The organism is Streptomyces chisholmiae, from assembly GCF_031845445.1.
Classification (GTDB): Bacteria; Actinomycetota; Actinomycetes; order Streptomycetales; family Streptomycetaceae; genus Streptomyces; species Streptomyces chisholmiae.
Genome location: NZ_JAVREO010000003.1, coordinates 31,819 through 56,848, shown reverse-complemented (window position 1 = coordinate 56,848; position 25,030 = coordinate 31,819). Strand labels below are relative to the sequence as shown.

Below are 25,030 nucleotides of genomic sequence, written 5' to 3'. Positions count from 1 at the left end.
GCCGGCCGCGCCGTGGCGGGATGAGGACATGTCCCACCACACAGACAAGCAGCGTCCCGGGCCCATCAGGGGCCCCGTCGGCGCGGCCCGCCGGGCCGGCCGCCGCGTGTCCGCGTTGACCGGGCACGAGGTCGACGGCGTCTCCGCCGTCAGCCCGCACGAGGACGGCTGGCGGGTGCGCGTCGACGTCGTCGAGGTGCCGCGCATCCCGGACACCACCAGCCTCATGGCCACCTACGAGGTGGAGCTCGACCACGACGGCCATCTCATCCAGTACGAGCGGGTGCGCCGCTACCGCAGGTGCGCCACCGACGACTGAGCCACCCCGCCCCACCGCGGCACCGACCGAGGGAGAGCCATGAGCACGACCACGACCACCTACCGGGACGACGTCGCCTGCGCGCCCCGCACCGGGACCCTCTACGACGTCATCGACATCATTCTCGACCGGGGCATGGTCATCGACGTCTTCCTGCGCGTCTCCCTGGTCGGCATCGAGATCGTCAAGATCGACATACGCATCGTCATCGCCAGCGTCGACACCTACCTGCGGTTCGCCGAGGCCTGCAACCGCATCGACCTGGACGCGGACCCCCGCAGCCGCACCGTGCCTGAGCTCTTCGGCACCGGCTCCGGCGGCGGCATCGCCAAGAAGGCCGCCGAGAAGGGCACCAAGAAGGCCGTCGAGTCCGGCGAGGACAAGGTCAAGGAGAGCGCCGGGCACGCGAAGAAGGCCGTCGGCGCGACGAAGAAGGCGGCGAGCAGCGCCAAGAAGAAGGCCAAGAAGGCCGTTCCCGGCAGGAGTGAGTGAGTCTCTCGATGGACCAGGTCTACACGTACGGCGTCGTCCGCACCGGCCACCGGCTACCGCCGGAGCTGACCGGCGTGGGCGCGCCCCCCGAACCGCTGCGCGCGCTGCCCGTGGGGCCGTTGACCGCCGTGGTCAGCGCCGCGCCGGCGGGGCTGCTGGCCCGCCGCCGCGATCTGCTCGCCCACCAGCGGACGCTGCTGGCGCTGGCCGCCACCGGCCCCGTCATCCCGATGCGGTTCGGCTCGGTCGCCCCGGACGAGGACACCCTGCGGGCCCGGCTGACCGAGTCACCGGAGGAACGGCTCGCCGTCCTGGACCGGCTGGACGGCCGGATCGAGCTGAATCTGAAGGCGCTCGTCGTCGAGGACTCCCTGCCCGAACTTCTGCGCTCGGACCGGCAGTTGCGCCGACTGCACCAGGAGGCCAGGGCCCGGCCCGGGTACGAGAACAGCGTCCGGCTGGGGCAGGCCGTCGCCGAGGGCCTCAGCCGCCGGGCCGCCCGGGCCGCGGCCCGGGTCCTGGCGCTGGTCAGGCCACTCGCCGAGGCCACCGCCGCCGGCCCCGAGGTGGAGGGCTGCGTCCTCAACCTGTCCTTCCTGCTCGGCGCCGGCACCGAGGGCCGGTTCCGGGCCACCGTCGAGACGGCGGCGGCCGAACTGGCCGGGCAGGTGGAGCTACGGCTGTCGGACGCGTTGCCCTGCTTCAGCTTCACCGAGGCCCAGGCGAGCGCCCGCCCCGAGCCGGCGGAGCGCCGCCGCGCGCCGGCCGCCGGTGCTGGTGTTGGTGCTGGTGCTGGTGCGGGTGCTGGTGCGGGTGCGGGTGCCGCGGCCGTCGCAGAGGCCGCCACGGCGACCGTCGCCAGGACCGCCGCCGTTGGGCGGTCCTGACCGATGGGGCTGATCTCCGGACTGCTGTTGCTGCCCCTGGCGCCCGTGCGGGCCACCGCCTGGTGCGCGGAGCGGATCGCGGACGCCGCGGAGGCCGAGACGTACGACCCGGCCCCGCTGATGACACAACTGCGGGCGCTGCACCGGGCGTTGGAGGACGGCGAGATCGGCGAGGCGGAGTTCGAGACCAGGGAGGAACAGCTGCTGCTCGCCATCCAGCAGCGCCAGGACCCCGCGCACCAGGCTCCGCCCCGTCCCGTCGCCCCGGACCACCCCGCCGACTGACCCCCGCACGCCGCACGCCGCACCGCGCAGGAAAGGGCTTCCGCACCGATGGACCACACCAAGGCCGCGCTGTCCGTCGGCCTCGCCGGCGGGTATCTGCTCGGCCGCAACCGCAAGGCCAAGCTGGCCTTCGTGATCGCCACCTATGTGGTGGGCCGCCGCTTCCCGCTCACCCCGCGGCACCTGGCGGCGGAGGGCGCCCGCCGGCTGCGCGACCACCCGCGCTACGCGGAGCTGAGCGAACACGTTCGGGGCGATCTGCTGTCGGCCGGCCGGCACGCCGTGACGGCGGCGGCGAACAGCCGCCTCACCTCACTCTCGGACGCCCTGCGGAAGAGCACCGCGGCGCTGCACGAAGCGGCCGGCGAACGACGTTCCCCACCACCGTCCCGCCAGCCGCCCGAAGCGGCGACGGACGACGACCGGCCGGCGGATGACGACCAACAAGCGTCGGCGGAGGGGGAGTTCGAGGAGTCGGCGGACGCGGCGGACGTGGACGAGGCGGACGGCCCTGAGGACGGGGACGGCGTCGAGGAGGAGGACGAGGACGAGGGGGACCTCGACGACGAGGCGGACCTGGCTGAGGAGGCGGAAGGGCAGGACGAGGAGGACGAGGAGGACGAGGAGGAGGACGACGACGAAGCCGACGACGGCGCGGACGAGGACGAAGCGGACGAGGACGAAGAAGAAGACGACGAGGACGACGACGAGGGCGGGGACGACGAAGCCGAGGACGCGGACAGCGGACGGAGACGAGGTCACCGATGACACGCCGGACAGCCCAACCCCTGGAGGCGTACGAGCCGTTGGAGCCGTACCCGCCCCGCACCGCCAACCTCGCGGACATCCTGGAGCGGATCCTGGACAAGGGCGTGGTCATCGCGGGCGACATCAAGATCGACCTGCTCGACATCGAGCTGCTGACCATCCGGGTCCGGCTGTTCATCTCCTCCGTCGACACCGCCCGCAAGGCGGGCATCGACTGGTGGGAGACCGAGCCCGCGCTCTCCTCACGCGCCGCCAGGGACGCCCTCTACGACGAGAACCGGAAACTGCGCGAGCGGCTGAGCGAGTTGGAGACCGGCGGCGACGAAGCGTGCCTGGCCCGGCCGAAGGAGTCCGATCCCGCATGACCGAGTCCACCGCCGCCACCGCGACTGTCCCCACCTCCGCCGCCGCCTCCGTCGTGGACGAGGCGGGCGCCAACCCGGTCTGCGTCTTCGCCGTCTGCCGGCCACTCCCCGACGGGGCGCTGGACGGGGTGCCGGGCCATCCGGGCGGCGGGCCGCCCCGGCTGCTGGTCGCCGGGGCGCTCGCGGCGGTCGTCCAGGAGGTGCCCGCCGCCGAGTTCGCCGCCGGGAGGCTCACCGAACGGCTCGCCGATCCAAGGGAGTTGGAACGCTGCGCCCGCGCGCATCACGCGGTCGTCACCGCCGTCGCCCGCGCCACCCCGGTGGTGCCGCTGCCGCTCGCCACGCTCTACCTCGGGGCCGCCCGCGCGTTGGCCGCCGTGGCCGAGCGGGCGGACGACTTCGCCCGGGTGCTGGACCGGCTGGGCGACCGGGCCGAGTGGGGGGTCAAGGTCAGCGCCGTCCCGGGCGGCCCCGCCGGGCCGGACGCCGCGCCCCGGCCCGCTCCCCCGGCGGCCCGGCCGGCCGACGGACGGGCCTACCTGGACCGGGTGCGCGGCCGGCAGCGGGACCGCCAACAGCGGCAGGAGGCCGCCTGGTCGGCCGCCGAGCGGAGCTACGCCAGACTCCGCCGCTGCGCGGTGGCCGCCCGCCGGCTCCGCCCGCAGGACCCGGTGCTGGCCGGCGGCGGACCGCGCCAGCTGCTGAACGCCGCACTGCTGCTCGACGCCGACCGGGTCGCCGAACTGCGTGCGGTGGCGGCCGAGTTGGCGGCCGATCCGGCGATCTCCCGGCACGCGCGGATCGAGGTGACGGGCCCGTGGGTGCCCTACTCCTTCGCCCGGCTCGACGACGAGGAGGAGGACGCCGCCGATGCCCACCGCTGAGGTCGTGCCCTGGCAGGGCGAACAGGGCCCGTACGGCCCGATCGGGGTGCCGCTGGTGGACCTGCTGGACCGGGTGATGGCCACCGGGGTGGTGATCAGCGGCGACGTGGTGCTCGCCATCGCCGAGGTGCCGCTGGTCCGGCTGTCGCTGCACGCCCTGCTCTCCTCGGTCAGCGACCGGGTGCCGGCGCCCTGGGCGGACGGGGGCCCGTGGTGACCGGGGACCGCCGGATGGACCTGGACGAGGACTCGGTGGGGCGCGACCTGGTGGCACTGGTGCTGACCGTGGTCGAGCTGCTGCGCCAGCTGATGGAACGGCAGGCGCTGCGCCGGGTGGACTCCGGGGAACTGTCCGATGACCAGATCGACCGCATCGGCACCACGTTGATGCTGCTCGAAGGGCGGATGGACGAGCTGCGCGACACCTTCGGGCTGCGCCCGGAGGACCTCAACCTCGATCTGGGGCCGCTCGGTTCGCTGCTGCCCCGCGACTGAACGTACCGCGGGTCACGATGCCCGCCGGGGCGGCTCATGGGTCAGTCCGGCAGTCGGGCGCGGATCGCGGCGGCCGTGCCGGCGGCGTCCCGGCGCGGCAGCGCGCAGGGCCCCCGGCAGCCCGGCTCCGTCGTACGGCGACAGCCACCCGGGACGGAAAGGCCCGGCCCCGGGGCGGCCGTCCGCGGCAGCGGCGTCGGGACGTCGCACAGCGCGGGAGGCCCCTTCCGGCTTCCGCGGGTAGCCACCACCGGCGAGCAGGAGCGAGTCATCCACTCGGCGTCCCGTTCCGCCGGCAGCTCGCCACCGGCAGGCAGCGGGCGCTGGCCGGTCACCACCCGTCGCGACGGGTCGCGGCGATCGGTGACGAGCAAGCACCGGGTCGTGGTCGGCGAGCGGCTCGGCCGGCTCCACCCCGTGGTCCAGCAGGAAGGGCCGCCCGGACGCCCCCGGGCTACCGCCAACCTGGCTGGTGCGGCAGACCCGTTGGGCCCAGCCAACGGTGCGCAGGTCGGCGGCGAACGCGGGCTGGTCGCCCCGGCGCGCGGCATCCGCGCGGAGTGACTCCGCGACCGGCCGCGCCTGGAGTTCGTCGGCCACCGCGACGGCCTGCCCTCGCACGCGCACCCACCACCCGCACCACCCACAGCGCGCAGCCAGGGATCGGCCCGAACGCCCGTGCAGCGCCCGCCTGTTGGCCAGTCACACCAGCTGCTCTGACGCGCCGTCGGTGACGGCCGGACGCCCCCGGTCCCATCGCCCACCGCGGACCAACCGACCGACTTCCCGACCGACCTCCCGACCGACCAACCGGACACCCGCCCGGAAGGCACCCCACTCCCTGCCGAGCCGACCGGACCACGCCCGTCGCGAGCCGCCGGCGCCGGCCACCGCACCTCCCGGGCCGGGCACGCACCCCGCGAGGGCCCCGCGAACGGTTGGGTAACTAGCAGGTTTCACCTCTTGGCGACCGCCCACCTGAGGTCTATGGTGACCCAAAGCGCTTTGCCAAACCGCTTTGCCAACCGCATCGCCTCACTCAGCGTGTCCGTCCCCAGCGTGTCCACACCCAATGCCTCCGCCGCCGGCGTTTCCTTCGCCGACGTTTCCGCCGCCAGCGTCTTCACCGCCAGTGACAGCAAGCAGCAGTAGCAGCACCAGCGAGCAGCAGGGAGAACCCACCGGTCATGGTCTCGATAGCCGATGTCGCCGCACGTGCGGGCGTGAGCCCGACGACGGTCTCGCACGCGCTCAGTGGCAAGCGCAAGGTGAGCGACCGGGTGCGGGCCCGGGTGGAGAGCGCGATGCAGGAGCTCGGCTACGTACCCAGCCGCTCCGCGCAGAACCTCGCCATCGGCCGGACCCGGGTGGTGGGGCTGATCGTCCCGGACATCCGCAACAGCTTCTTCGCCGACCTCACCCACGGCGTGGAGGCCGCCGCGATCCGCCACGGCTACAACGTCATCCTCTGCACCACCGGCTTCGATCACGCCCGCGAGGTCGACTACCTGGCCATGATCCGCTCCCGGGCGGTGGACGGCCTGATCTACGCCGCCGGCGCGCCACCGACCAACTCCCAGCTGGGCGCGCTCCTCGGCGATCTGCCGCTGGTGCTGGTGGACGAGGAGGTGCCGGGCGCCAGCGCCCCGTCCTTCGTCTCGGACAACCTGGCCGGCGGTCGGCTGGCCGCCGAGCACCTGCTCGGCCTCGGGCACCGCAGGGCCCTGGTGATCGCCGCCGACGGCGGGCTGGTCAGCAGCGACCTGCGGGTGGCCGGCTTCCGGGAGTGCTGGGAGGCCAGCGGGGCCGAGCCGCCGCTGCTCGCCTCCGGGGCCTTCACCGAGGAGGGCGGCCGGGCGGCGATCGGCCGGCATCCCGAGGTCGGCGCGGCCGACGGCCCCACCGCCGTCTTCGCGGTCAACGACCTGATGGCGCTGGGCGCGATCGGCGCGCTCCAGCAGGCCGGGGTGGACGTCCCCGGCCGGGTGTCGGTGGTCGGGTTCGACGACATCCCGGCGGGGCGTTACGCGCATCCGCGGCTGACCACGGTCCGGCAGGACGTGGACGAGCTGGGGCGGCGCGCCGCGCTCGCGCTCATCGCGGCGTTGGCGGACGAGCCGGCGGAGCGGACGGACCAGCCCGACCGGCACGTGCTGCCGGTCTCTCTCACCGTGCGGCAGTCCACCGCGGCTCCCACCACGGACCAAGGAAAGGTGGTAAACCGTGGCTGACAACTCCCCCGACACCGGCGTCGCCCGCGCGGCCGGCATCTCCGTCGAGCGGGTCTCCAAGGTGTTCACGACGGCGCGCAAGCGCACGGTCGCGCTGAACGAGACCGACCTGGAGATCGCCGCGAACGAGATCGTCTGCGTCGTCGGCCCCAGCGGCTGCGGCAAGACGACCCTGCTCAACCTGGTCGCCGGGTTCCTGGCGCCCACCTCGGGCCGCATCTCCGTGGGGTCGCGGCCGGTCACGGGGCCCGGCGCCGACCGGGCCGTGGTCTTCCAGGCCGACGCGGTCTTCCCGTGGCTGACCGTCGGCGCGAACGTCGGCTACGGCATGCGGATGCAGGGCCTGGACCGGGCCGAACGGGCCGCCCGCACCGAGCACTACCTGGAGCTGGTCGGCCTGGCCGACTTCCGCTCCGCCTACCCGAAGGAGTTGTCCGGCGGGATGCGCAAGCGGGTGGACCTGGCCCGCGCCTACGCCAGCGGCCCCCGGGTGCTGCTGCTGGACGAACCCTTCGGCGCCCTCGACCTGTTCACCAAGGAGGCGATGTGGCTCGCGCTCCAGGGCGTGCTGCGGGCCGAGCCGAAGACCATCGTCTTCGTCACCCACGACATCGAGGAGGCGCTCTTCCTCGGCGACCGGGTGGTGGTGATGACCCCTCGGCCGGCGCGGGTGCACAGCGTCGTCGACGTCCCGTTCGGCGGCGAGCGCGATCTGGACCTGCGGGCCGGACCCGAGTTCCAGGCGCTCCGCAACGAGATCGCCCACACCCTCAGGGAGGTTCACGATGACGCAGCATGAGGCGTCCGGCCCGGCGTCCGCCGTGGACGTCGGCCCACCCGCCGCCACCGGCCCGCTCGCCCCGGCCACCGACCTGTCCGGCGACCCGTCCGCCGGCGAACGACGCCCCCGCGACTTCGGCCGGCTGATCAGCCTCGGCGTGGTGGTGGCGCTGCTGGCGCTGTGGTGGGTGCTCACCACCGGGACCGAGACCATCGGGCAGCTCTACTTCCCCAGCCCGGAGTCGCTGTGGGAGGCGGTGACGACGCTGCGGACCCAGCTGCTGGACGACGCGTTGGCGACGCTGTGGCGGGTGGTGTTCTCCTGGGTCGGCGGCTCGGCGCTGGGCGTCGCGGTGGGCCTGCTGATGGCCCGCGCCCGCTGGCTGTTCCACGTGCTGAACCCGGTCATCGAGGCGGTCCGGCCGGTGCCGCCGGTGGCGCTGATCCCGTTCGTCATCCTCTGGTTCGGCATCGGGGACAACGGCAAGATCTTCCTCGGCGCGCTGGCCTGCTTCATGGTCATGGTGGTCAACACGACGGTGGCCTGCGGCAACGTCTCGCCGGTCTACGTGCAGGCCGCCAGGTCGCTGGGGGCCAGCCGCAACCAGGTGTACCGGACGGTCGTCCTGCCGGCCATCGTGCCGGAGATCCTCTCCGGGTTCCGGATCGGCAGCGCGCTCGCCTTCGCGGTGGTGGTGGCCGCCGAGTTCCAGGGCGCCGACGAGGGCATCGGCCGGCTCATCATGAGCGCCAGCCGGACGCTGAACACCTCCGTGGTGCTGCTCGGCACCGTCGTGATCGCGGTTCTCGCGGTCGCGCTCGACCTGCTGATCTCCCGGATCAGCCGCTATGTGACCCGCTGGTCGGCCAACCGCTGACCCGCCCGTTCCCCGGGACGTTCCCCCGATCCACCCGCACCGCCCCCACTCCCCGACCCCCTGCCCGACCGCACCGCACTCAGGAGCGGAGCTCACAGCACCCCAAGGATCATCATGCGAAAGACGAGCATCGCCGCGGCGCTTCCCGCCCTGGCACTGGTGGTGGCACTCGCCGGCTGCGGTTCCTCCGAGGAGGACACCGCCGCCGACGGCCTGACGACGATCGACGTGGGCATCTCCCCGTTCCAGGACACCTACCTGCCGATCATCGGCCAGGAGATGGGCTGGTTCGAGGAGGCCGGCCTCAATGTGGAACTGCGCTCGCTGGCGTGGAACGCGGCGATGCCCGCCCTGATCTCCGGTGACGTGGACATAGCCGTGAACAACACCACCGGCGTGGTCTCCGTGGCCAACGCCGACCCCGAGGTGGTGTACGCCTACGGCTGGAACCCGTTCACCGAGGGGTCCGCGCTGATGATCCGCCCGGACGGCGGCCTGGAGTCGGTGGACGCGCTGGAGGAGCGGCTGGGCGACCGGGACGCGGCCCGCACCGCGATGATCGAGTCGCTGGCCGGCAGGACCATCGTGACCACCCTCTCCACCGACATGGGCAAGCAGATCAACGACGCGCTCGCCTCGGTCGGGATGGACTCCGGGGACGTGACCTTCGTGGACATGGACCCGGACGCGGGGCTGGCCGCGTTCCTCTCCGGCACCGGCGACGCCTACCTCGGCGGGGTGCCGCAGCGGGCCACCGCGCTGGAGGCCGACATGGAGATCGGCCTGGCCGGCCCCGACCTGGCCGCCCCGCCGATCAACGGGGCCGTCACCACCCGGTCGTTCGTGACCGAGGAGGAGGACGCGCTGCTGGCGTTCATCGACGTGATGCACCGGATCATCCGGTACTGCGACGCCGAGACCGAGGCGTGTGCCACCACCATCACCGACCGGCTGAACGAGGAGACCGCCGCCGGGCTCACCGTCGAGGGCTTCGAGGAGTACTGGCAGAACATCGAGCTGTACGCGCCGAACGCGGCGGCCGCCGAGGAGATGATCCTCGACGAGGCCGGCGTCTCCTACTGGCGGAGCACCTGGGACAGCGACAACGCCTACCTGGTGGAGACCGACGCGATCCCGGCCGAGGTGCCGGCCGAGGACAACTTCCTGATGCCCCAGGTGTGGCAGGCGTACGTGGACGCGTACGGCGCCGACCAGACCGACTACTGACCCGCCGGGCGCCCACCCCCGGCGGCCGGCACCGGCCCCGGGGGACGCCCGGCCCCCACGGAAGGACAGCGCGCGATGGGCGTGAGAATCCATCACATCGTCACCGGTGAGCTGGAGAGCAGCCTGCCGGTCTCCCTACTCAACTCGGGGGCGCACCCCGACGTGCCGCACGAGCGGCGGCTGCCGTACGGCTTCCGCGACGACATCGTCCGCCGGGACGGCTCGACGCACTCGGGCGTCATGGTGCCGGTGCCGGTGTGGCTGATCGAGGGCACCGAGGAGACCATCCTGATCGACACCGGGCTCGGCGACATCGACGAGGTCTCCGCGATGCAGAGCCGCTACGGGGTGGACTTCGTCGCCTCCCGCACCCCGGACCAGGACCTGGTGGCGGGGCTGGCCCGGCACGGCGTCCGGCCCGAGGACGTGGACGTGGTGGTGCTGACCCACCTGCACTTCGACCACGTGGGCAACAACGAGCTGTTCCCCAACGCCCGCTTCGTGGTGCAGCGCGACGAGCTGCCGCAGGCCTCGCACCCGCCGCACTTCTGCATGTTCTACTACCCCGAGTACGCCTACAAGATCGACGCGGTCCGGGACCGGCTGACGGTCATCGAGGGCGACCACCAGCTGGACCCGGCGGTCCGGCTGGTCAAGATCGGCGGGCACACCCCCGGCTGCATGGTGGTGATGGTGACCACCGACGTCGGCGTCGTCTGTCTGACCAGCGACGTCATGTACAACTACCGCAATCTCGAACTGAACTGGCCGATGGGCTCCTTCTGGGACCTGCCGGAGCTGATGGCCGGCTACGACCGGCTGCGCGACGAGGCCGACATCATCATCCCCGAGCACGACTGGCAGTTCCTTCAGGAACACCCCAGCGGCACCATCGGCTGAAGGAACGAGGCACCCCCGTGAAGAAGGCACTGCTGCTCGGCGAGTCCTGGACGACTCACATGATCCACCAGAAGGGCTTCGACTCCTTCACCACCACCGAGTACGTGGAGGGCGGCCAGGAGTTCCGGGCCGCGCTGGAGGACGACGGCTGGCGGGTCACCCACCTGCCCGCGCACACCATCGAGACCCACTTCCCCAGCTCCCCCGAGGAGTTGGCCGCCTACGACCTCGTGGTGATCAGCGATGTCGGCGCCAACACCTTCCTGCTCAGCCGCGCGGTCTTCGGCCGCAGCGAGCGGGAGCCGAACAAGCTGGAGCAGATCCGCGACTACGTGCTCGCCGGCGGCGGGCTCCTGATGGTCGGCGGCTACCTCTCCTTCTCCGGCATAGACGCCAAGGCGAACTACGCGCGCAGCCCACTGGGCGACATCCTGCCGGTCGAGGTGCTGGAGACCGACGACCGGGCCGAACACCCGGAGGGCGCGCCGGTCCTGGTGCAGGCGCCGGAGCACGCCGCGCTGGGCGGCGTCGGCGCCGACTGGCCGGCGCTGCTGGGCTACAACCGCACCCGGGAGCGGGCCGGCGCCGAGGTGCTGGTGCGGGTGAAGGAGGACCCGCTGGTCGCCCTGGGCACCGCGGGGAAGGGCCGCACCGGCGTGTTCACCTCGGACATGTCGCCGCACTGGGCGCCGCCGCCGTTCATGGCCTGGTCCGGGTACGCGCCGATGTGGCGGGCGTTGGCCGGCTGGGTGGCCGGCGAGGGCTCCGGTGTCGCCGGTGGCTGAGCGGGCCCCGGCCGGTGGGGCGGCGGACGGACCGGCCGTCGCGGTCGTCGGGTCGGCCAACATCGACCTGATCGCTACGGTCGAGGCCGCCCCGGCCGCCGGCGAGACCGTGCTCGCCACCGGCTACGCGGAGGAGATCGGCGGCAAGGGCCTCAACCAGGCGGTGGCCGCCGCCAGTTCCGTGCCGACGGCGCTGGTCGCCGCGGTCGGCGACGACCCGGAGGGCGAGCGGGTGCGGGCGCACGCCCGGGCCCGCGGGGTGGACGTGCGGGAGGTGGGCGGCGTGTCGGCCCGCACCGGGCGCGCCCTGATCACCCTCTTCGACCAGGACAACGTCATCGTCGTGGCGCCGCTGGCCAACGCCGGGTTGACCGCCCCGGCGGTGGACGCCGCGCTGCGGCGGCTGCGGCCGGCGGTGGTGCTGACGCAGTTCGAGATCTCCGAGGCCGCGGTGCGGGCCGCCGCGCTGTGGTGCCGCAGGTCAGGCGCCCGGCTGCTGATCAACCCCAGCCCGGTGCGCCGGGTGGCGGACGAGGTGCTGGCGCTGGCCGACCCGCTGGTGGTCAACCTGGGCGAGGCGGCGGCGTTGGCCGGGGTCGGGCCGGGCGAGGCGGCCGGCGCCGATCCGGCGGCGCTGGCCGGCCGGTTGGCGCCCCGGGTGCGGTCGGTGGTGGTGACCGCGGGGCCGGGCGGCGCCTGGGTCGGCGACGGCGGGCCGGCCCGGCACCTGCCGGTGCCGGAGCGGGTCGAGGTGGTGGACTCCTCGGGCGCCGGCGACGCGTTCGCCGGCCGGCTGGCGGCGGCGCTGGCCGTCGGCGACGGCCTGGACGCGGCGGTGCGGTCGGCGGTGGCTGCGGCCACCCGCCTGGTCGCCACCCCACGGGAACGGCGCTGACCGACCGGGACGTTCACTCGCACGGGGACGGTCGACGGCCGCGTCGGCGCCTCCCCCGGGGCCGGTTCCGGAGCCTGCTTCGGGGCTCCGCGAGGAGGTTCGCAAAGAGGTCAGCGCCGGGGGTGTGCGCCGGCGCCTTGAGTTCGCTCGACGGGCGCTAACCGGTCGGTGCCTGGCGTGAACCGGCCGGAGGCGGCGTCGGCCGGCCGAGGCGGGCGCCGGCTCCGCTACCCTCGCCGCTGCCGGGTAGAGGGAAACCGCGTACGGGTCCCCCTTACCCACGCGCGGGTTCCCAGCGACCCCCGGAGGCGCTCCGGGAGATGGAGAGAGACATGAACGGTCCGGTGACCACCCGAAGGGCGGCGGTGCTGGCCGGAGCGGCCGGCCTGGCCGCGGCGGCGTTGACGGCCTGTGGCTCCGACGACGGCGAGTCGAACGACGAGGACGGCCCGTCGGAGAGCGGCGGTCCGACGGAGTCCGGCTCGGACGCGCCGGAGAGCGAGGCCCCGGCGGAGGGCGGCGGCGAGGAGCTGGTGGCCACCAGCGAGGTGCCGGTCGGCGGGGGCACGATCCTGACCGACCCGCAGGTGGTGGTGACGCAGCCGACGGAGGGCGAGTTCGTGGCCTTCTCCTCGATCTGCACCCACCAGGGCTGCCCGGTCTCCCAGATCGCCGAGGGCGCCATCATCTGTACCTGCCACAACAGCCGCTTCGACATCAGGGACGGCTCGGTGTTGGAGGGCCCGGCCATGGCGCCGCTGCCCGCCGAGCCGATCACCGTGGACGGCGAGCGCGTGCTGCGCGGCTGAGCCGGGCCGACGCGCGGCAAGGCGCCGCCGGCGGCCGGCCGTCGAGCGGCCGGTCCACCGGCGGCGCCAGGCGCTGCCGCGGTCCCGGTCAGTCGGCCGGGGCCAGGGTCATGAACGCCGCGGCCGGGTCGCCGTCGTGCACCAGCGACTCGTGGGCGCCGACGTCGTCGAAGGCGAACGCGTACGCCTTGCCGTCCACCATCTGCTCGTGGATCGCGCGGGCGTAGTGGTTGGTGACGGCGTCCTGGTAGAACTGGGAGTTGTCCGGGTCGGGCTGCTGGGAGTTGGTCAGCAGCGTGGTGCGGTTGAACCCGGCGCACAGGGTGCGCGACAGCGGGCCGCGGACCTGGTCGTTGGGGGCGTCCAGGTGCTTGTGGCAGCCGAAGACGCTGTCGGTGTCCGGCTTCTGGAAGCTGGTCACCACCGCGCCCGAGGCGTCGGTGAAGTTCATCACGTCACCCTCTACGGTGCCCCGGTAGACGTTGTCCGGCTCGTGCGCGATCGGCACCACCGTCAGCGTGTTGGAGCGGTAGTGCTCCCACACCCGGTCGATGTAGTCGGCCATCGCGTCGGCCGGCACGTCGCCGGTGCCCACCCCGTGGCCCGGGGAGAGCACCCGCAGCGGGGTGCCGTTCTGGTCGGTGTGCACCAGGTTGCCCCAGCCCGCGTCGGTGACCGCGTCGAAGACGGCGGAGTAGCCGCCGGGCTTCAGCTCACCGGTGGTGCGGACGGTGCCGTTCTGCTCCTCGACGCCGACCGTGTAGGGCACGGTGAACATGTCGACCTGGGTGCTGTTGATCCACAGGCCGGCGTCGTTCAGCGTGTACTCGGACCAGTTGAAGAGGATGTCGCGGTTCGGGTCGCTCGGGTTCTGCACGGCCGGCTGCACCAGGCCGTCCGGGGTGAGCGCGAAGTTCAGCTTCTCGCCGACCGAGAAGTAGACCCGCCCGGAGAACTTGGGCAGTTGGATGGTGACCGACCCGCCGGCGGCCGGCCCCGGGATCGAGGCGTCCGGCGCGGGGACGGGCGGGTTGCCGCCGGCAGGCCAGGCGTGGAAGGTGCCGGACGCGTCGGCGTAGCCGAGCCGGCCGCTGCTCAGTTCGGTGCCCAGGTTGTAGATGTAGATGGGCTCGGCGCGGCCCGAGTCGTTGGTGATGGTGAACGGAATGGTGTCGGGCACGGCCGCCGCCTCGGGCGCCGGTCCCGAGACGGTGAGACCCGTCGCGACGACCAGGCCGGCGACGGCGGCCACCAGCATTTTTCGCAAGCGGAACACCACGTCCTCCTTGTCTGCTTCTCCGGGCGGACCCTCGTCGCACGCGCGTGCCGTTCTCGGCGCTCCGCCGGGCGGCGCGCGCCCGCCGGTCCCACGGCGGGTCGCCCACCCGCCGGTCCCGAGGTCGCTGGAACCGGGCGCGCGCGGCGTGACCAGAGCAATCCCGGTGGGGGATGAGAGCGCTCTCACCGTCTCCTTAAGGCTGTGTACCTGTCAATAGCGGGGGCGGCCGGGGGCCGGTTCCGGGACGGGCCGCGCGCCGGGGCGCGTGCGCCGACCGCGGGTCAGTCGGCGGGAGTTGGCACCGCGTCGCGCAGCGCGGCGACGGCGGCGCGGATCGCCGGGCGCCCTTCCGCGCCCTCCCGCCAGACCGCGTACACCCGGCGGGTGATGGTCTCCCGCGCCGGGATCAGCGCCACCCCGTCCGGCAGCGGGGTCCGCCCCAGCCTGGGCGCCACCGCGACCCCCAACCCGGCCGCGATCAAAGCCAGTTGCGTGTGGTGCTCGGCGGCGGTGTGCACGATCCGCGGCTCCACACCGCGCCCGCGCAGGGTGAACATCAGCCAGTCGTGGCAGATCGCGCCCGGCGGCCAGGAGACCCACGGTTCGTCGGCCACCTCGGTCAGGTCCAACTCGGCGCGCCCGGCCAGCCGATGGTCAGCCGGCAGCGCGATGTCCGCCACGTCGTCGAAGAGCACCCGCCGGGCCAGCCCGCCCGGCAGCGCCAACGGGCGGTTGTACCAGTCGAGCACCACGGCCAGGTCGATGTCGCCGCGCGCCAGCACCGTCAGCGCGGCCTCCGGCTCCATCTCGCGCAGCGCGGGGCGCAGCCGCGGATGCGCCACCCGCAGTGCGGCCAGCGCGGCCGGGAACAGCCCGCGCGCGGCGGTGGCGAACGCGCCGACCCGCAGCTCGCCGACCGCCTGGCCGCGCTGCGCGTCCAGGTCCGCCTGCGCCAACTCCACCTGGGAGAGGATGCGTTCGGCGTGCTCGGCGAGCAGCCGGCCGGCGTCGGTGAGCCGGATGCCCCGGCCGTTCCTGGCCAGCAACCGCTGGCCGGTCTCCCGCTCCAGCTTGGCCAGCTGCTGGGAGACGGCCGAGGTGGTCACCCGCAGCGCCAACGCGGCGCCACTCACCGAACCGTGGTTCCGCACGGCGTGCAACACCCGCAGGCGGTCGATGTTCAACATGTCAGCGATGCTACAGAGTGCGTCGTGATTCTCCGCAGTGTTTCTTCATCGCGGGGCGCGGTGCGGGAGGTGCGGGCGGCGCGGGTGAAGGCGCGGGCCCGCGACGCGCGGCCCCCCCTGCGGCCTTCCGTCCGGGCGAAGCCGGGACGGGGATGCGGCCGCTGCCCCCGGGCCAGGCGGGTCCGGGCAACGGGGCGCGGCCCCCGGCCCGGCCGGCCTCACCCGGCGTCAACCCCCGTCAACCCGCTACCCGCCAGGCCGCCAACCGGTCAGCCGAGGCGGCTGCCGCTCGCCGGGCGGACGGCGTGCGCCACCAGGTCGGCGAGGGGGGCGACCTCCGCCTCGGTCAGCTCGGCCACGGTGAGCCGGATCGCCGGCGGCGAGCCGATCCGGAACCGGGCGCCGGGGGCCACCACCCAGCCGGCGCGCAGCAGTTGGGCGACGGCCGCGGTCTCGTCCGGCACCTGGACCCAGACGTTGAGGCCGCTGGCGCCGCGCGCCGGCACGCCCCGCTCGGCCAGCGCGGTCAGCATCGCCCGGCGGCGCGCGTCGTAGCGGGCCGCCACCGCCGACTGGTCCACCGCCCCGGTCCGCCACAGGTCGGCGGCCGTCCACTGGAGCAGCTGGCTGACCCAGCCGGGCCCCAGCCGCTGCCGGCCGGCCAGTCGGTCAACCGTGGCCGGGTCCCCGGTGACCACGGCCAACCGCAGGTCGGGGCCGTGCGACTTGGCCAGCGAGTGCACCAGCGCCCAGCGCTCGCCGGCACCCGCCACGGGCGCCAGCGGCGCCGAGACGATGCCCCGCCCGTGGTCGTCCTCCATGACCAGGACCTCGGGATGCTCGGCGAGCACGGCGCGCAGCTCGCCGGCGCGCGCCGGCGTGATGGCCGCCCCCGTCGGGTTCTGCGCGCGGGCGGTCAGCACCAGCGCGCGCGCCCCCGCGCGCAGGGCGCGGGCCAGCCCCTCCGGTTGGAGCCCGGCGTCGTCCAGCGGGCAGGGCACCGGGCGCAGCCCGAGCGCGGCGACCAGGTCGAGCAGCGCGCCCCAGCCCGGGTCCTCGACGGCGATCGCGTCGCCGGGGCGCAGCCAGGCGGCCAGCACCCGCTCGATGCCGTCCAGGGCACCCGAGGTGACGGCGATCGGCCCGGCCGGAACGCCGTCCGCGTCGAACCTGGCCCGGGCCAGCGCGGCCAGCTCCGGGTCGACGGCCGGGGCGCCGTACCGGACGGGGGCCAGGTCGGCCCGTTCAGCGGCCCGGGCCAACGCCGGGCCCAACGGCGGCAGCAGCGCCGGGTCCGGGTTGCCCGTCGAGATGTCCCGGGCGTCCGGCGGCACCTCGAAGGGCATGGCCTCGCGCGGCGCGCTCGCCGGCCGGGCCCGCACCCGGCTGCCCCGGCGGCCGTCGGTCTCGATCACCCCGCGCTCCCGCAGGCCCCGGTAGGCGGCGGCCACGGTGTTCGCGTTGACCCCCAGCTCGGCGGCCAACGCCCGCTGGGCGGGCAGCGGTTGACCGGGCTTGAGGGAGCCGTCGCCGATCGCCCGCTCGACGCTGGCGGCAATCTCGGCGGCGCCCCGGCCGGTGATCCGATATTCTCCTAGCACAAAGCATAGTTTGCACTAGTGCAATGAAGAACGCAAGACGAACCACGGGAGCGAGCCATGACCGCCACCACCCCACCGGACAGCTATGCGCCAGCCGCGTCGACCACCCCCACCCGGGCGCGGCAGCGGGTCTCCTACGACCGGGAGTTGGTGCACGGCATCCTGGACGGCACCTACCTCTGCCACCTGGGCTTCGTGGCCGACGGCCGGCCGGTGGTCCTGCCCACGCTGCACGCCAGGGACGGGGAGCGGCTCTACCTGCACGGCTCCACCGGCGCCCGGGCGCTGCGGCACGGGGAGCTGCCGGTCTGCGTGACGGTCACCCACGTGGACGGGCTGGTGCTGGCCAGGTCCGCTTTCCACCACTCGATCAACTACCGCTCGGTGCTGGTGCACGGCACCGCCCGGCGGGTGACGGACGAGGCCCGGGCCAGGGCGGCGTTGGACACCCTGGTCAACGCGGTGGTGCCGGGGCGGGCCGCCGACTGCCGGCCGGCGGACGGCAGGGAGCTGGCGGCGACCGCCGTGCTGGAGCTGGAGCTGGCCGAGGTCTCGGCCAAGGTCAGGGCCGGCGGCCCCAACGACGACCCGGCCGACCTGGGGCTGCCGCACTGGAGCGGGGTCATGCCGGTGCGGACGGCGTACGGCACCCCGGTGCCGGCGGCGGACGGCGGCAGCCGGCCCGAGCTGCCGGCCTACCTGCGGGAGCGGATCGCCGGCTGAGTCCGGCGGCACCCGTCGGAACGGGTGGCGGGGGCCGGGCGCGGGAAGAACCACGGTCGGGCGCCGGCGCGCGCGGTACCGATCGCGCCCTCAAGTGCCCCGTCACCACCCCGGGTTGCCGGCGGCCGACGGAACCCGTCGCGGCTCCGGCACGTCGGACCTGACAGCACTCCTCCGCAACCAGTCGAGACTCCCCGGAGGATCCATGACCCCACGGACGACCCCACCGGCTCTCTCCACCCCCCGAGTTGCCCCCCGACCGTCCCCCACTCCCGCCCCCGCCCGGGCCGCCCGCCGCCGGGCCGCCGCCGGCGCCGCCCTGCTGGCGGCGGTCGGTCTGCTCGCCGCCGGCTGCGCGGCGGACGAACAGACCGAGCCCGTCTCCGCCGAGGAGGTTGACGCGCGTCCACAGGCGAACGCCGAGGCTCAGACCGCCCCCGCGACCGAGGCCGACGAATCCTCGCCGGCCGGCGACCAGGAGGCGGCGAACGCCGCCGACTGGTGCGCCACCGAGGCGCTGGCGGCCGCCCTGACCCCGCTGGAGGCCGCCGCCGGCAACCGCTACGCGGCCCTGGTGCTGACCAACACGACGGACGCCAGCTGCCGCACCCAGGGCTGGCCCGGCCTCGAACTGACCGCGAACGACGGCACGGCGCTGCCCACGACCACGGTCAGGGACGACTCCCAGGAGCCCGGGCAGCTGACCCTGGCCCCCGGCGAGAGCGCCTGGACCCAACTGCACTGGACGGTGGTGCCGGGCGAGGTCGACACGGCGGACGGCGGCTGCGGCCCCGAGCCCGCCGAGCTGCGGGTGATACCGCCGGACACCTACGACGCGACGCCGGCCGACTGGGAGTTGGGCGCGGTCTGCGGCGCCGGCCGGATCGAGGCGCTGCCCCTGGCGGCGGGCGACGGGCCCTGACGGCTCGCCGCGCCGGGGTGGGCGGCGGGCCGGCAGCGCCCGCCGCCCACGCCAGCCGAGGTCAGAGCGTGGGCAGCCAGTCCACCCGGCCGGCCAGCAGCCCGTAGCCGACGAAGGCCACGATGTCGATCAGGGCGTGCGCCACGACCAGCGGCATCACCCGCCCCCAGCGCCGGTAGAGCCAGACGAAGATCACGCCCATCGCGACGTTGCCGAAGAAGCCGCCGATGCCCTGGTAGAGGTGGTAGGTGCCGCGCAGCAGCGCGCTGACGACCAGCGAGCCGGTCGCGCTCCAGCCCAGCTGGTCCAGCCGGCGCAGCAGGAAGCCCACCACGATCACCTCCTCCAGCACCGAGTTCTGCACGGCGGAGGCGATCAGCACCGGGTACTTCCACCAGACCTCGGGCAGCGACTCGGGCACCACCGTGAGGTTGGCGCCGGCCGCGTGCGCGCCCAGGTAGAGCGCCAGGCCGCTGCCGCCGATGCCGGCCGCCACCACGGCGCCCCAGGCCAGGTCGAAGCGCGGGCGCCGCAGGTCGAAGCCGAGCAGCCGCAACCCCCCGCCGCCGTAGCCGTGCTCGCGCAGCAGCAGGTGCGCGACGAGCGCCACCGGCACCAGCGCCGTGCTGATGCTCACCAACTGCCAGGCCAGGTCCAGCCAGGGGCGGTCGGGGGCGCGCGAGGAGTTGAGGTTGGCCGCCTGCTCGCTCAGTCCGCCGGGGCGGGTGATCACCCCGGTGAAGCTGATCAGCGCCCGCACGGCGCTGGCGCCCAGCGAGACGCCGAGCACCAGCAGCAGTTCGTGGCGCAGCGCGCGCGGCGGCAGCCCACCGGGCGCCTCCCGCGGCGGCTCGGGCGCCGCCCCTTCCTGACGCGTGAGCCGCACTCCGCCTCCCGTTCGGCGCGCCCGACGCCCGGCGCGCGCCGGCCGGCCGGCGTCAGGCGCTGGTCGGCCAGTCGTGCACGGGGGTCTCGGTCCGCGCCAGTTCGCAGTACCGCCGCACGACGCCCCGCAGGGCCGTCGCCCGGTCCTTTCCGTCCGCCACCAACTGGTGGTAGACGGCAGTCTGCCAGCCCGCCCCGGTGACCCCGCGCCGGCACCGCCCTTCGATGACCGACAGGTAGCGGTCCCGGTCGGCCGGGGTCACGCCCCAGGCGTCCAGGCCAGAGGCGGCCAGCGGCAGCAGGATCTCGGCGACCAGCTCGGCGGCCGGCAGCTCCCGGACGCCGGCCGGGCCCGGCCAGCCGAGCCGGGCCCCGATGCCGTGCCGGCAGGCGGCCAGGAAGTTCCGCTCGGCCTGGGCGAACGGCAGCCGCCGCCAGACCGGTTCCGGCTCGTCGGCCAGCGCCCGCACCAGACCGTAGTAGAAGGCCGCGTTGGCGATGGTGTCCAGCACGGTCGGCCCGGTGGACAGCACCCGGTTCTCCACCCGCAGGTGGGGCACCCCGTCAACGACCGCGTAGACCGGGCGGTTCCAGCGGTAGACGGTGCCGTTGTGCAGCGCCAGCTCGCCGAGCGCCGGCGTGCCGCCGGCGGCCAGCACCGCCTTCGGGTCCTCGTCGCCGAGCAGCGGCAGCAGCGCCGGGAAGTAGCGGACGCTCTCCTGGAAGAGATCGGTGACCGAGTCGATCCAGCGTTCGCCGAACCAGGCGCGCGGGCGCACGCCCTGGGCGGCCAGCTCCGGCGGCCGGGCGTCGGTGGCCTGGAGGAAGAAGATCGGCCGCGACTCGTGCCACAGCTCCCGGCCGAAGACGAACGGCGCGTTGGCGCCCAGCGCGACCTGCGCGGCGGCGGCGACCTGCGCGGCGTTCCACACCGGCGCGAACCGCTCCGGGGTGACCTGGAGGTGGAACTGCACGGAGGTGCAGGCCGACTCGGGGGCTATCGAGTCGAAGCTGCGGTGCAGTCGCTCGGCGCCGGTGATGTCGAGGTTGATGGCCTCGCCGCGGGCCGCCATGATCTGGTCGTTGAGCAGCGTGTAGCGGTCGCCGAGCGACAGGCTGCCGGGCACCATCTGTTCCGCCGTGATGGTGGGCAGCACCCCGGTCATCACCACCTGGGCGTCGAATTCCCCGGCCATTCGGTCCGCGTATCGCAACGCGATACGCAGCTCTTCGGCCAAATCCTCGAACACGCCACCGGCCAGTTCGTGCGGTGACATATTCAGCTCGATGGTGAATTTCCCCAGCTCGCTCTGGAAATCGCGGGTCGCCATGCGGCCGAGAACCGCCTCGTTGACCATTCTGGGCGACCCGTCGGAGTCGGCCAGACAGAGTTCGACCTCCACCCCGATCCGGTCCCTGGTGTCGCGGAACCGCTCTTCGGCGAGCAGCGTGTCCAGCGCGTCGAGACAGGCGCGCAGCCGGTCCCTGAAGCGCGCCCTGGCGGTCAGATCGAACCGGTCCGCCGCGACCTTCTCCCCCATGGGGCACCTCCTGAGTCGAGCGATGCGCGCCCTCGATCATGCCCACGTCACCACGGAGGTAACACGTGACGCGCACCTCACCCTTCCCGTCGCCGGCATATTCCTCCGGCAAGTAACAGCGCGGAACGCCCCATTTGGCGTCCGGATTTACCCTTGCCGAAACACTGCGGTATGGCTAGTGGAAACACCGGACAAACCGGGTCGGTATAAAATCAAAGCACGGCGTGTCACCTATGAGAAGGCGACCTACTCCGCAGCGAGAGGCGACCCACCATGCCCCTGAGTATCCCCCCGGTTCCCCCGGTCGTGGAACGCACCATCGACGAGGCACTGCGCTCCGCCGCCGTGCCCGCCCCACGCGGTCTCCGTTTCGACCGCGATGCCCTGACGCCCACCCTGCCCCTGCCGGTGCACCGGCTGGAGCGGCTGACGGCGCCGTCCGAGCCCCCGACGGCGCGGTTGACCGGCTGGCGGTACCTGCTGGCCCAGGACGGCCGGGCGGTGGGCACCGCCGAGTGCCGGACCGCCGCGGACGGCTGGACGTTCGCGCACTTCGGCGAGGGCCCCTACATCGCCTCGACCGAGCGCGCGCTCCGGCTCGCGGCCGAGCAGCCCGCTCCCTACCAGCCCCGCCTGTTGTCCGTCCCGGAGCTGTACATGCTCACCCTGTGGCTGCATCCGGACCCGGACGCCGACCCGGCCACCGGCCACCCGGGCGGGAGCGATCCGCTGATCCCGTTGGCGCCGGCGCCGCCGGGCATCGCCGCCGAGCGGCTGATCACCGTCGACACCCTGGTGACCCTGGTCGCCAACCGCCTGACCCCGCTGGGCCTGGCCAGCTGAGCGCGCGGCCCCGCCACCCCCGCGCGGGGGTGGCGGGGCCGACGGGCGCCGGCGCCGCTACTCGGCCAACTCCTCGATGGGCGGGCAGGAACAGACCAGGTTCCGGTCGCCGAAGGCCCCGTCGATCCGGCGCACCGGCGGCCAGTACTTGCCGTGCCCGGTGGTCTCGGCCGGGTAGGCGGCCTCCCGCCGGGAGTACGGATGCGGCCAGTCCCCGGCCAACTGCTCGGCCGTGTGCGGGGCGTTGGCCAGCGGGTTGTCGTCCTTGGGCCACTCCCCCGAGGCCACCTTGTCGATCTCGCCCCGAATGGCGATCATCGCCGCACAGAACCGGTCCAGTTCGGCCAGGTCCTCGCTCTCGGTGGGCTCGATCATCAACGTGCCGGCCACCGGGAACGACATGGTCGGCGCGTGGAAGCCGTAGTCGATCAGCCGCTTGGCGACGTCGTCGATGGTGACCCCGGTCGCCTTCGTCAGCGGGCGCACGTCGATCACGCACTCGTGCGCCACCAGCCCGCCGGGGCCGGTGTACAGCACCGGGAAGTGCGGCTCCAGCCGCCTGGCCACGTAGTTGGCGCTGAGCACCGCGACCTGGGTGGCGCGGCGCAGCCCCGCCGCCCCCATCAGCCGGACGTACGCCCAGGAGATCGGCAGGATGCCGGCCGAGCCCCAGGGCGCCGCCGAGACCGGGCCGCTGCCCACCGGGCCCGCGTCCGGCTGCGCCGGGTGCCCCGGCAGGTAGGGCGCGAGATGGGCGCGGACCGCCACCGGACCCACGCCGGGGCCGCCCCCGCCGTGCGGGATGCAGAACGTCTTGTGCAGGTTCAGGTGCGAGACGTCGGCCCCGAACCGGCCCGGCCTGGCCAGCCCCACCAGCGCGTTGAGGTTGGCGCCGTCCACGTAGACCTGGCCGCCGGCGTCGTGCACCGCGGCGCAGACCTCGCCGATGTGCTCCTCGAAGACGCCGTGCGTGGACGGGTAGGTCACCATCAGCACGGCCAACTCGTCGCGGTGCCGCTCGATCTTCGCCCGCAGGTCGGCCAGGTCCACGTCGCCGCTCTCGCTGGTGGCCACGACCACCACCCGCATCCCGGCCAGCACCGCGCTCGCCGCGTTGGTGCCGTGCGCCGAGGACGGGATCAGGCAGACCGTGCGCTGCTCCTGGCCGGCGGCCCGGTGGTGCGCGCGGACCGCGAGCAGGCCGGCCAACTCGCCCTGGGAGCCGGCGTTCGGCTGCAGCGAGACCGCGTCGTATCCGGTGATCTCGGCCAGCCGGCTCTCCAACTCGTGGATCAGGGCCAGATAGCCGCCGGCCTGCTCCAGCGGGGCGAACGGGTGCAGCCCGGCGAACTCCGGCCAGGTGATGGCCGCCATCTCCACCGTGGCGTTGAGCTTCATGGTGCACGAGCCCAGCGGGATCATGCCCCGGTCCAGCGCGTAGTCCTGGTCGGCCAGCCGACGCAGGTAACGCAGCATCGCCGTCTCCGAGCGGTGCTCGTGGAAGACCGGGTGGGTGAGGTAGTCGTCCGCGCGCAGCAGCGCCGCCGGCAGCGCGTCCGGCACCCGGGCGTCCAGCTCCGCGATGTCAGCGGCACCGGCCGGCACCCCGAACGCGGCCCAGACGGCGACCAGCTCGGCGCGGGTGGTGGTCTCGTCGCAGGCCACGCCGACCAGGTCGGCGTCCACCTGCCGCAGGTTGATGCCGGCCGCGCGGGCGGCGGCCACCACCTCGGCGGCCCGGCCCGGCACCCGCGCGGTGACCGTGTCGAAGAACTCCGGGTGCGCCACCTCGACGCCGCCCTCGCGCAGCCCGGCCGCCAGCAGCGCCGCCAGCCGGTGGGTGCGGCGGGCGATCGCGGCCAGCCCGTCGGGGCCGTGGTAGACCGCGTACAGGCCGGCCATCACGGCAAGCAGCACCTGCGCGGTGCAGATGTTGCTGGTGGCCCGCTCCCGGCGGATGTGCTGCTCCCGGGTCTGGAGCGCCAGCCGGTAGGCGGAGCGGCCGGCCGCGTCCCGGGAGACACCGACCAGCCGGCCCGGCAGGTTCCTGGCGTACTCGGCGCGGACCGACATGTAGCCGGCGTGCGGGCCGCCGAAGGCCATCGGCACGCCGAACCGCTGGCTGGTGCCCACCGCGATGTCGGCGCCCAGCGAGCCGGGCGAGGCCAGCACGGTCAGCGCCAGCAGGTCGGCCGCGACCGTGACCACCGCGCCCAGCTCGTGCGCCCGCTCGATCAGCGCCCGCGGGTCGCGCACCGCGCCCGACGCCCCCGGGTACTGGAGCAGCACGCCGAAGACCCCGCGCTCGACCGCCTCGGCCGGGATGCCCTCGCTCAGGTCGGCGACCAGCACCTCGACACCGGTCGGCTCGGCCCTGGTCCGCACCACGGCGATGGTCTGCGGCAGACAGTCCGCGTCCACCAGGAAGACGCCGCCCCGGTCCCGGCCGACCCGGCGGGCCAACGCCATCGCCTCGGCCGCCGCGGTGCCCTCGTCCAGCAGCGAGGCGCCGGCCGTGGGCAGCCCGGTCAGGTCGGCCACCACGGTCTGGAAGTTGAGCAGCGCCTCCAGCCGGCCCTGGGAGATCTCCGGCTGGTACGGGGTGTAGGCGGTGTACCAGGCCGGGTTCTCCAGCACGTTGCGCTGGATCACCGGCGGGGTGAAGGTGCCGTGGTAGCCCAGGCCGATCATGGCCCGCAGCACCGTGTTCCGGCCGGCCAGGGCACGCAGCTCGGCGAGCACGGCCGCCTCGTCCAGCGGCTCGGGCAGGTCCAGCGCCTCGGTGCTGCGGATCGCCTCGGGGACGGCCGCGGCGCTCAGCTCGTCCAGCGAGCCGAAGCCCACCTGGGCGAGCATCTTGGCCACCGCGCCCCGGTCGGGCCCGATATGCCGGTCGGCGAAGGGGATGCCCTGCTCCAGGGCGGTGAGCGGGGTACGGGAAGCGGTCATCGGTGGAGGCTCCTTGGGCCGTGGGCGACCTACGGGCGCCAGGCGACACTGCCCGGCAGCCTCCCCCTCTGTCATACGACCTGAGAGCTTCACTCCGCGC

The 25,030-nt window shown here is 74.2% G+C and carries 28 protein-coding genes; 22 read left to right on the top strand and 6 right to left on the bottom strand.

Annotated elements, in window-relative coordinates:
* Positions 1–28 precede the first annotated feature (28 nt).
* The 19 genes from RM844_RS05625 (at position 29) to RM844_RS05535 (ending at position 13,000) form a co-directional block, all read left to right on the top strand.
* Entirely contained in the window at positions 29–319 is a 291-nt protein-coding gene (locus tag RM844_RS05625) for a gas vesicle protein GvpO (RefSeq protein WP_311665455.1), read from the top strand.
* 39 nt (positions 320–358) lie between these two features.
* Positions 359–811, top strand: a complete 453-nt coding sequence (gene gvpJ, locus RM844_RS05620) for a gas vesicle protein GvpJ (protein ID WP_311665453.1) — start codon at positions 359–361, stop codon at positions 809–811.
* Positions 808–1,698 carry a GvpL/GvpF family gas vesicle protein gene (locus RM844_RS05615; protein ID WP_311665451.1) on the top strand — a complete coding sequence of 297 codons (891 nt, stop codon included), beginning with the start codon at positions 808–810 and terminating at the stop codon, positions 1,696–1,698. Before gvpJ ends, RM844_RS05615 begins: the two co-directional genes overlap by 4 nt.
* A 3-nt stretch (positions 1,699–1,701) precedes the next feature.
* Positions 1,702–1,983 (top strand): gas vesicle protein GvpG, encoded by a 282-nt coding sequence (locus tag RM844_RS05610; protein ID WP_311665449.1) that lies wholly within the window; start codon positions 1,702–1,704, stop codon positions 1,981–1,983.
* Positions 1,984–2,031: 48 nt separating this feature from the next.
* Positions 2,032–2,751, top strand: a complete 720-nt coding sequence (locus tag RM844_RS05605; RefSeq protein ID WP_311665447.1) for a hypothetical protein — start codon at positions 2,032–2,034, stop codon at positions 2,749–2,751.
* Positions 2,748–3,116, top strand: a complete 369-nt coding sequence (locus RM844_RS05600; protein ID WP_311665445.1) for a gas vesicle protein — start codon at positions 2,748–2,750, stop codon at positions 3,114–3,116. The genes RM844_RS05605 and RM844_RS05600 overlap by 4 nt, the downstream gene beginning before the upstream one ends.
* Complete coding sequence (locus RM844_RS05595; protein WP_311665443.1) at positions 3,113–4,000, top strand: GvpL/GvpF family gas vesicle protein; 888 nt, start codon at positions 3,113–3,115, stop codon at positions 3,998–4,000. Before RM844_RS05600 ends, RM844_RS05595 begins: the two co-directional genes overlap by 4 nt.
* Positions 3,987–4,217: a gas vesicle protein gene (locus RM844_RS05590; protein ID WP_311665441.1), complete on the top strand. Its 231-nt coding sequence runs from the start codon at positions 3,987–3,989 to the stop codon at positions 4,215–4,217. Before RM844_RS05595 ends, RM844_RS05590 begins: the two co-directional genes overlap by 14 nt.
* Positions 4,218–4,231: 14 nt before the next feature.
* Positions 4,232–4,495 carry a gas vesicle protein K gene (locus RM844_RS05585; RefSeq protein ID WP_311666147.1) on the top strand — a complete coding sequence of 88 codons (264 nt, stop codon included), beginning with the start codon at positions 4,232–4,234 and terminating at the stop codon, positions 4,493–4,495.
* A 363-nt stretch (positions 4,496–4,858) separates the two neighbouring features.
* On the top strand, positions 4,859–5,059 hold the full coding sequence (locus RM844_RS05580; RefSeq protein ID WP_311665439.1) for a hypothetical protein: 201 nt from the start codon (positions 4,859–4,861) through the stop codon (positions 5,057–5,059).
* Between the two features lie 423 nt (positions 5,060–5,482).
* On the top strand, positions 5,483–5,647 hold the full coding sequence (locus RM844_RS05575) for a hypothetical protein (RefSeq protein ID WP_311665437.1): 165 nt from the start codon (positions 5,483–5,485) through the stop codon (positions 5,645–5,647).
* Between the two features lie 35 nt (positions 5,648–5,682).
* On the top strand, positions 5,683–6,726 hold the full coding sequence (locus RM844_RS05570; protein ID WP_311665435.1) for a LacI family DNA-binding transcriptional regulator: 1,044 nt from the start codon (positions 5,683–5,685) through the stop codon (positions 6,724–6,726).
* Complete coding sequence (locus tag RM844_RS05565) at positions 6,719–7,525, top strand: ABC transporter ATP-binding protein (protein ID WP_311665433.1); 807 nt, start codon at positions 6,719–6,721, stop codon at positions 7,523–7,525. The genes RM844_RS05570 and RM844_RS05565 overlap by 8 nt, the downstream gene beginning before the upstream one ends.
* On the top strand, positions 7,512–8,384 hold the full coding sequence (locus RM844_RS05560; protein WP_311665431.1) for an ABC transporter permease: 873 nt from the start codon (positions 7,512–7,514) through the stop codon (positions 8,382–8,384). Before RM844_RS05565 ends, RM844_RS05560 begins: the two co-directional genes overlap by 14 nt.
* Before the next feature lie 114 nt (positions 8,385–8,498).
* The gene (locus RM844_RS05555; protein WP_311665429.1) at positions 8,499–9,611 is read left to right on the top strand and encodes an ABC transporter substrate-binding protein; all 1,113 of its coding nucleotides are present in this window, start codon (positions 8,499–8,501) and stop codon (positions 9,609–9,611) included.
* 75 nt (positions 9,612–9,686) lie between these two features.
* Positions 9,687–10,511 (top strand): N-acyl homoserine lactonase family protein, encoded by an 825-nt coding sequence (locus tag RM844_RS05550; RefSeq protein ID WP_311665427.1) that lies wholly within the window; start codon positions 9,687–9,689, stop codon positions 10,509–10,511.
* A gap of 17 nt (positions 10,512–10,528) precedes the next feature.
* Positions 10,529–11,296: a glutamine amidotransferase gene (locus RM844_RS05545; protein ID WP_311665425.1), complete on the top strand. Its 768-nt coding sequence runs from the start codon at positions 10,529–10,531 to the stop codon at positions 11,294–11,296.
* Positions 11,289–12,191 carry a PfkB family carbohydrate kinase gene (locus tag RM844_RS05540; protein ID WP_311665423.1) on the top strand — a complete coding sequence of 301 codons (903 nt, stop codon included), beginning with the start codon at positions 11,289–11,291 and terminating at the stop codon, positions 12,189–12,191. Before RM844_RS05545 ends, RM844_RS05540 begins: the two co-directional genes overlap by 8 nt.
* 332 nt (positions 12,192–12,523) lie before the next feature.
* On the top strand, positions 12,524–13,000 hold the full coding sequence (locus RM844_RS05535) for a Rieske (2Fe-2S) protein (protein ID WP_311665421.1): 477 nt from the start codon (positions 12,524–12,526) through the stop codon (positions 12,998–13,000).
* An 88-nt stretch (positions 13,001–13,088) separates the two neighbouring features.
* Here the strand turns inward: RM844_RS05535 and RM844_RS05530 are convergent, their stop codons facing one another.
* The 3 genes from RM844_RS05530 to RM844_RS05520 form a co-directional block, all read right to left on the bottom strand.
* A complete protein-coding gene (locus RM844_RS05530; protein ID WP_394814452.1) occupies positions 13,089–14,258 on the bottom strand; it encodes a glycoside hydrolase family 64 protein in 1,170 nt (389 codons plus the stop codon).
* 302 nt (positions 14,259–14,560) lie between these two features.
* Entirely contained in the window at positions 14,561–15,466 is a 906-nt protein-coding gene (locus RM844_RS05525; protein ID WP_311665417.1) for a LysR family transcriptional regulator, read from the bottom strand.
* Positions 15,467–15,735: 269 nt separating this feature from the next.
* Positions 15,736–17,067 carry an aminotransferase class I/II-fold pyridoxal phosphate-dependent enzyme gene (locus RM844_RS05520; protein ID WP_311665415.1) on the bottom strand — a complete coding sequence of 444 codons (1,332 nt, stop codon included), beginning with the start codon at positions 17,065–17,067 and terminating at the stop codon, positions 15,736–15,738.
* A 57-nt stretch (positions 17,068–17,124) separates the two neighbouring features.
* Here RM844_RS05520 and RM844_RS05515 point away from each other — a divergent pair, with 57 nt between their 5' ends.
* Both RM844_RS05515 and RM844_RS05510 read left to right on the top strand, forming a co-directional pair.
* Positions 17,125–17,790, top strand: a complete 666-nt coding sequence (locus tag RM844_RS05515; RefSeq protein ID WP_311665413.1) for a pyridoxamine 5'-phosphate oxidase family protein — start codon at positions 17,125–17,127, stop codon at positions 17,788–17,790.
* A 205-nt stretch (positions 17,791–17,995) separates the two neighbouring features.
* Positions 17,996–18,712 carry a DUF4232 domain-containing protein gene (locus tag RM844_RS05510; protein ID WP_311665411.1) on the top strand — a complete coding sequence of 239 codons (717 nt, stop codon included), beginning with the start codon at positions 17,996–17,998 and terminating at the stop codon, positions 18,710–18,712.
* Positions 18,713–18,773: 61 nt separating this feature from the next.
* Here RM844_RS05510 and RM844_RS05505 read toward each other — a convergent pair whose 3' ends face one another.
* Together RM844_RS05505 and RM844_RS05500 are read right to left on the bottom strand one after the other, a co-directional pair.
* Positions 18,774–19,598 carry a CPBP family intramembrane glutamic endopeptidase gene (locus RM844_RS05505; protein ID WP_311665409.1) on the bottom strand — a complete coding sequence of 275 codons (825 nt, stop codon included), beginning with the start codon at positions 19,596–19,598 and terminating at the stop codon, positions 18,774–18,776.
* Between the two features lie 52 nt (positions 19,599–19,650).
* Positions 19,651–21,138, bottom strand: coding sequence for a glutamate--cysteine ligase (locus tag RM844_RS05500; RefSeq protein WP_311665407.1), 1,488 nt, complete (start codon positions 21,136–21,138; stop codon positions 19,651–19,653).
* Between the two features lie 273 nt (positions 21,139–21,411).
* Between RM844_RS05500 and RM844_RS05495 the strand changes: the two genes are divergently transcribed.
* Complete coding sequence (locus RM844_RS05495; protein ID WP_311665406.1) at positions 21,412–21,981, top strand: hypothetical protein; 570 nt, start codon at positions 21,412–21,414, stop codon at positions 21,979–21,981.
* 57 nt (positions 21,982–22,038) lie between these two features.
* Here the strand turns inward: RM844_RS05495 and gcvP are convergent, their stop codons facing one another.
* Positions 22,039–24,930 carry an aminomethyl-transferring glycine dehydrogenase gene (gcvP, locus tag RM844_RS05490; protein WP_311665404.1) on the bottom strand — a complete coding sequence of 964 codons (2,892 nt, stop codon included), beginning with the start codon at positions 24,928–24,930 and terminating at the stop codon, positions 22,039–22,041.
* Between the last annotated feature and the right edge of the window lie 100 nt (positions 24,931–25,030).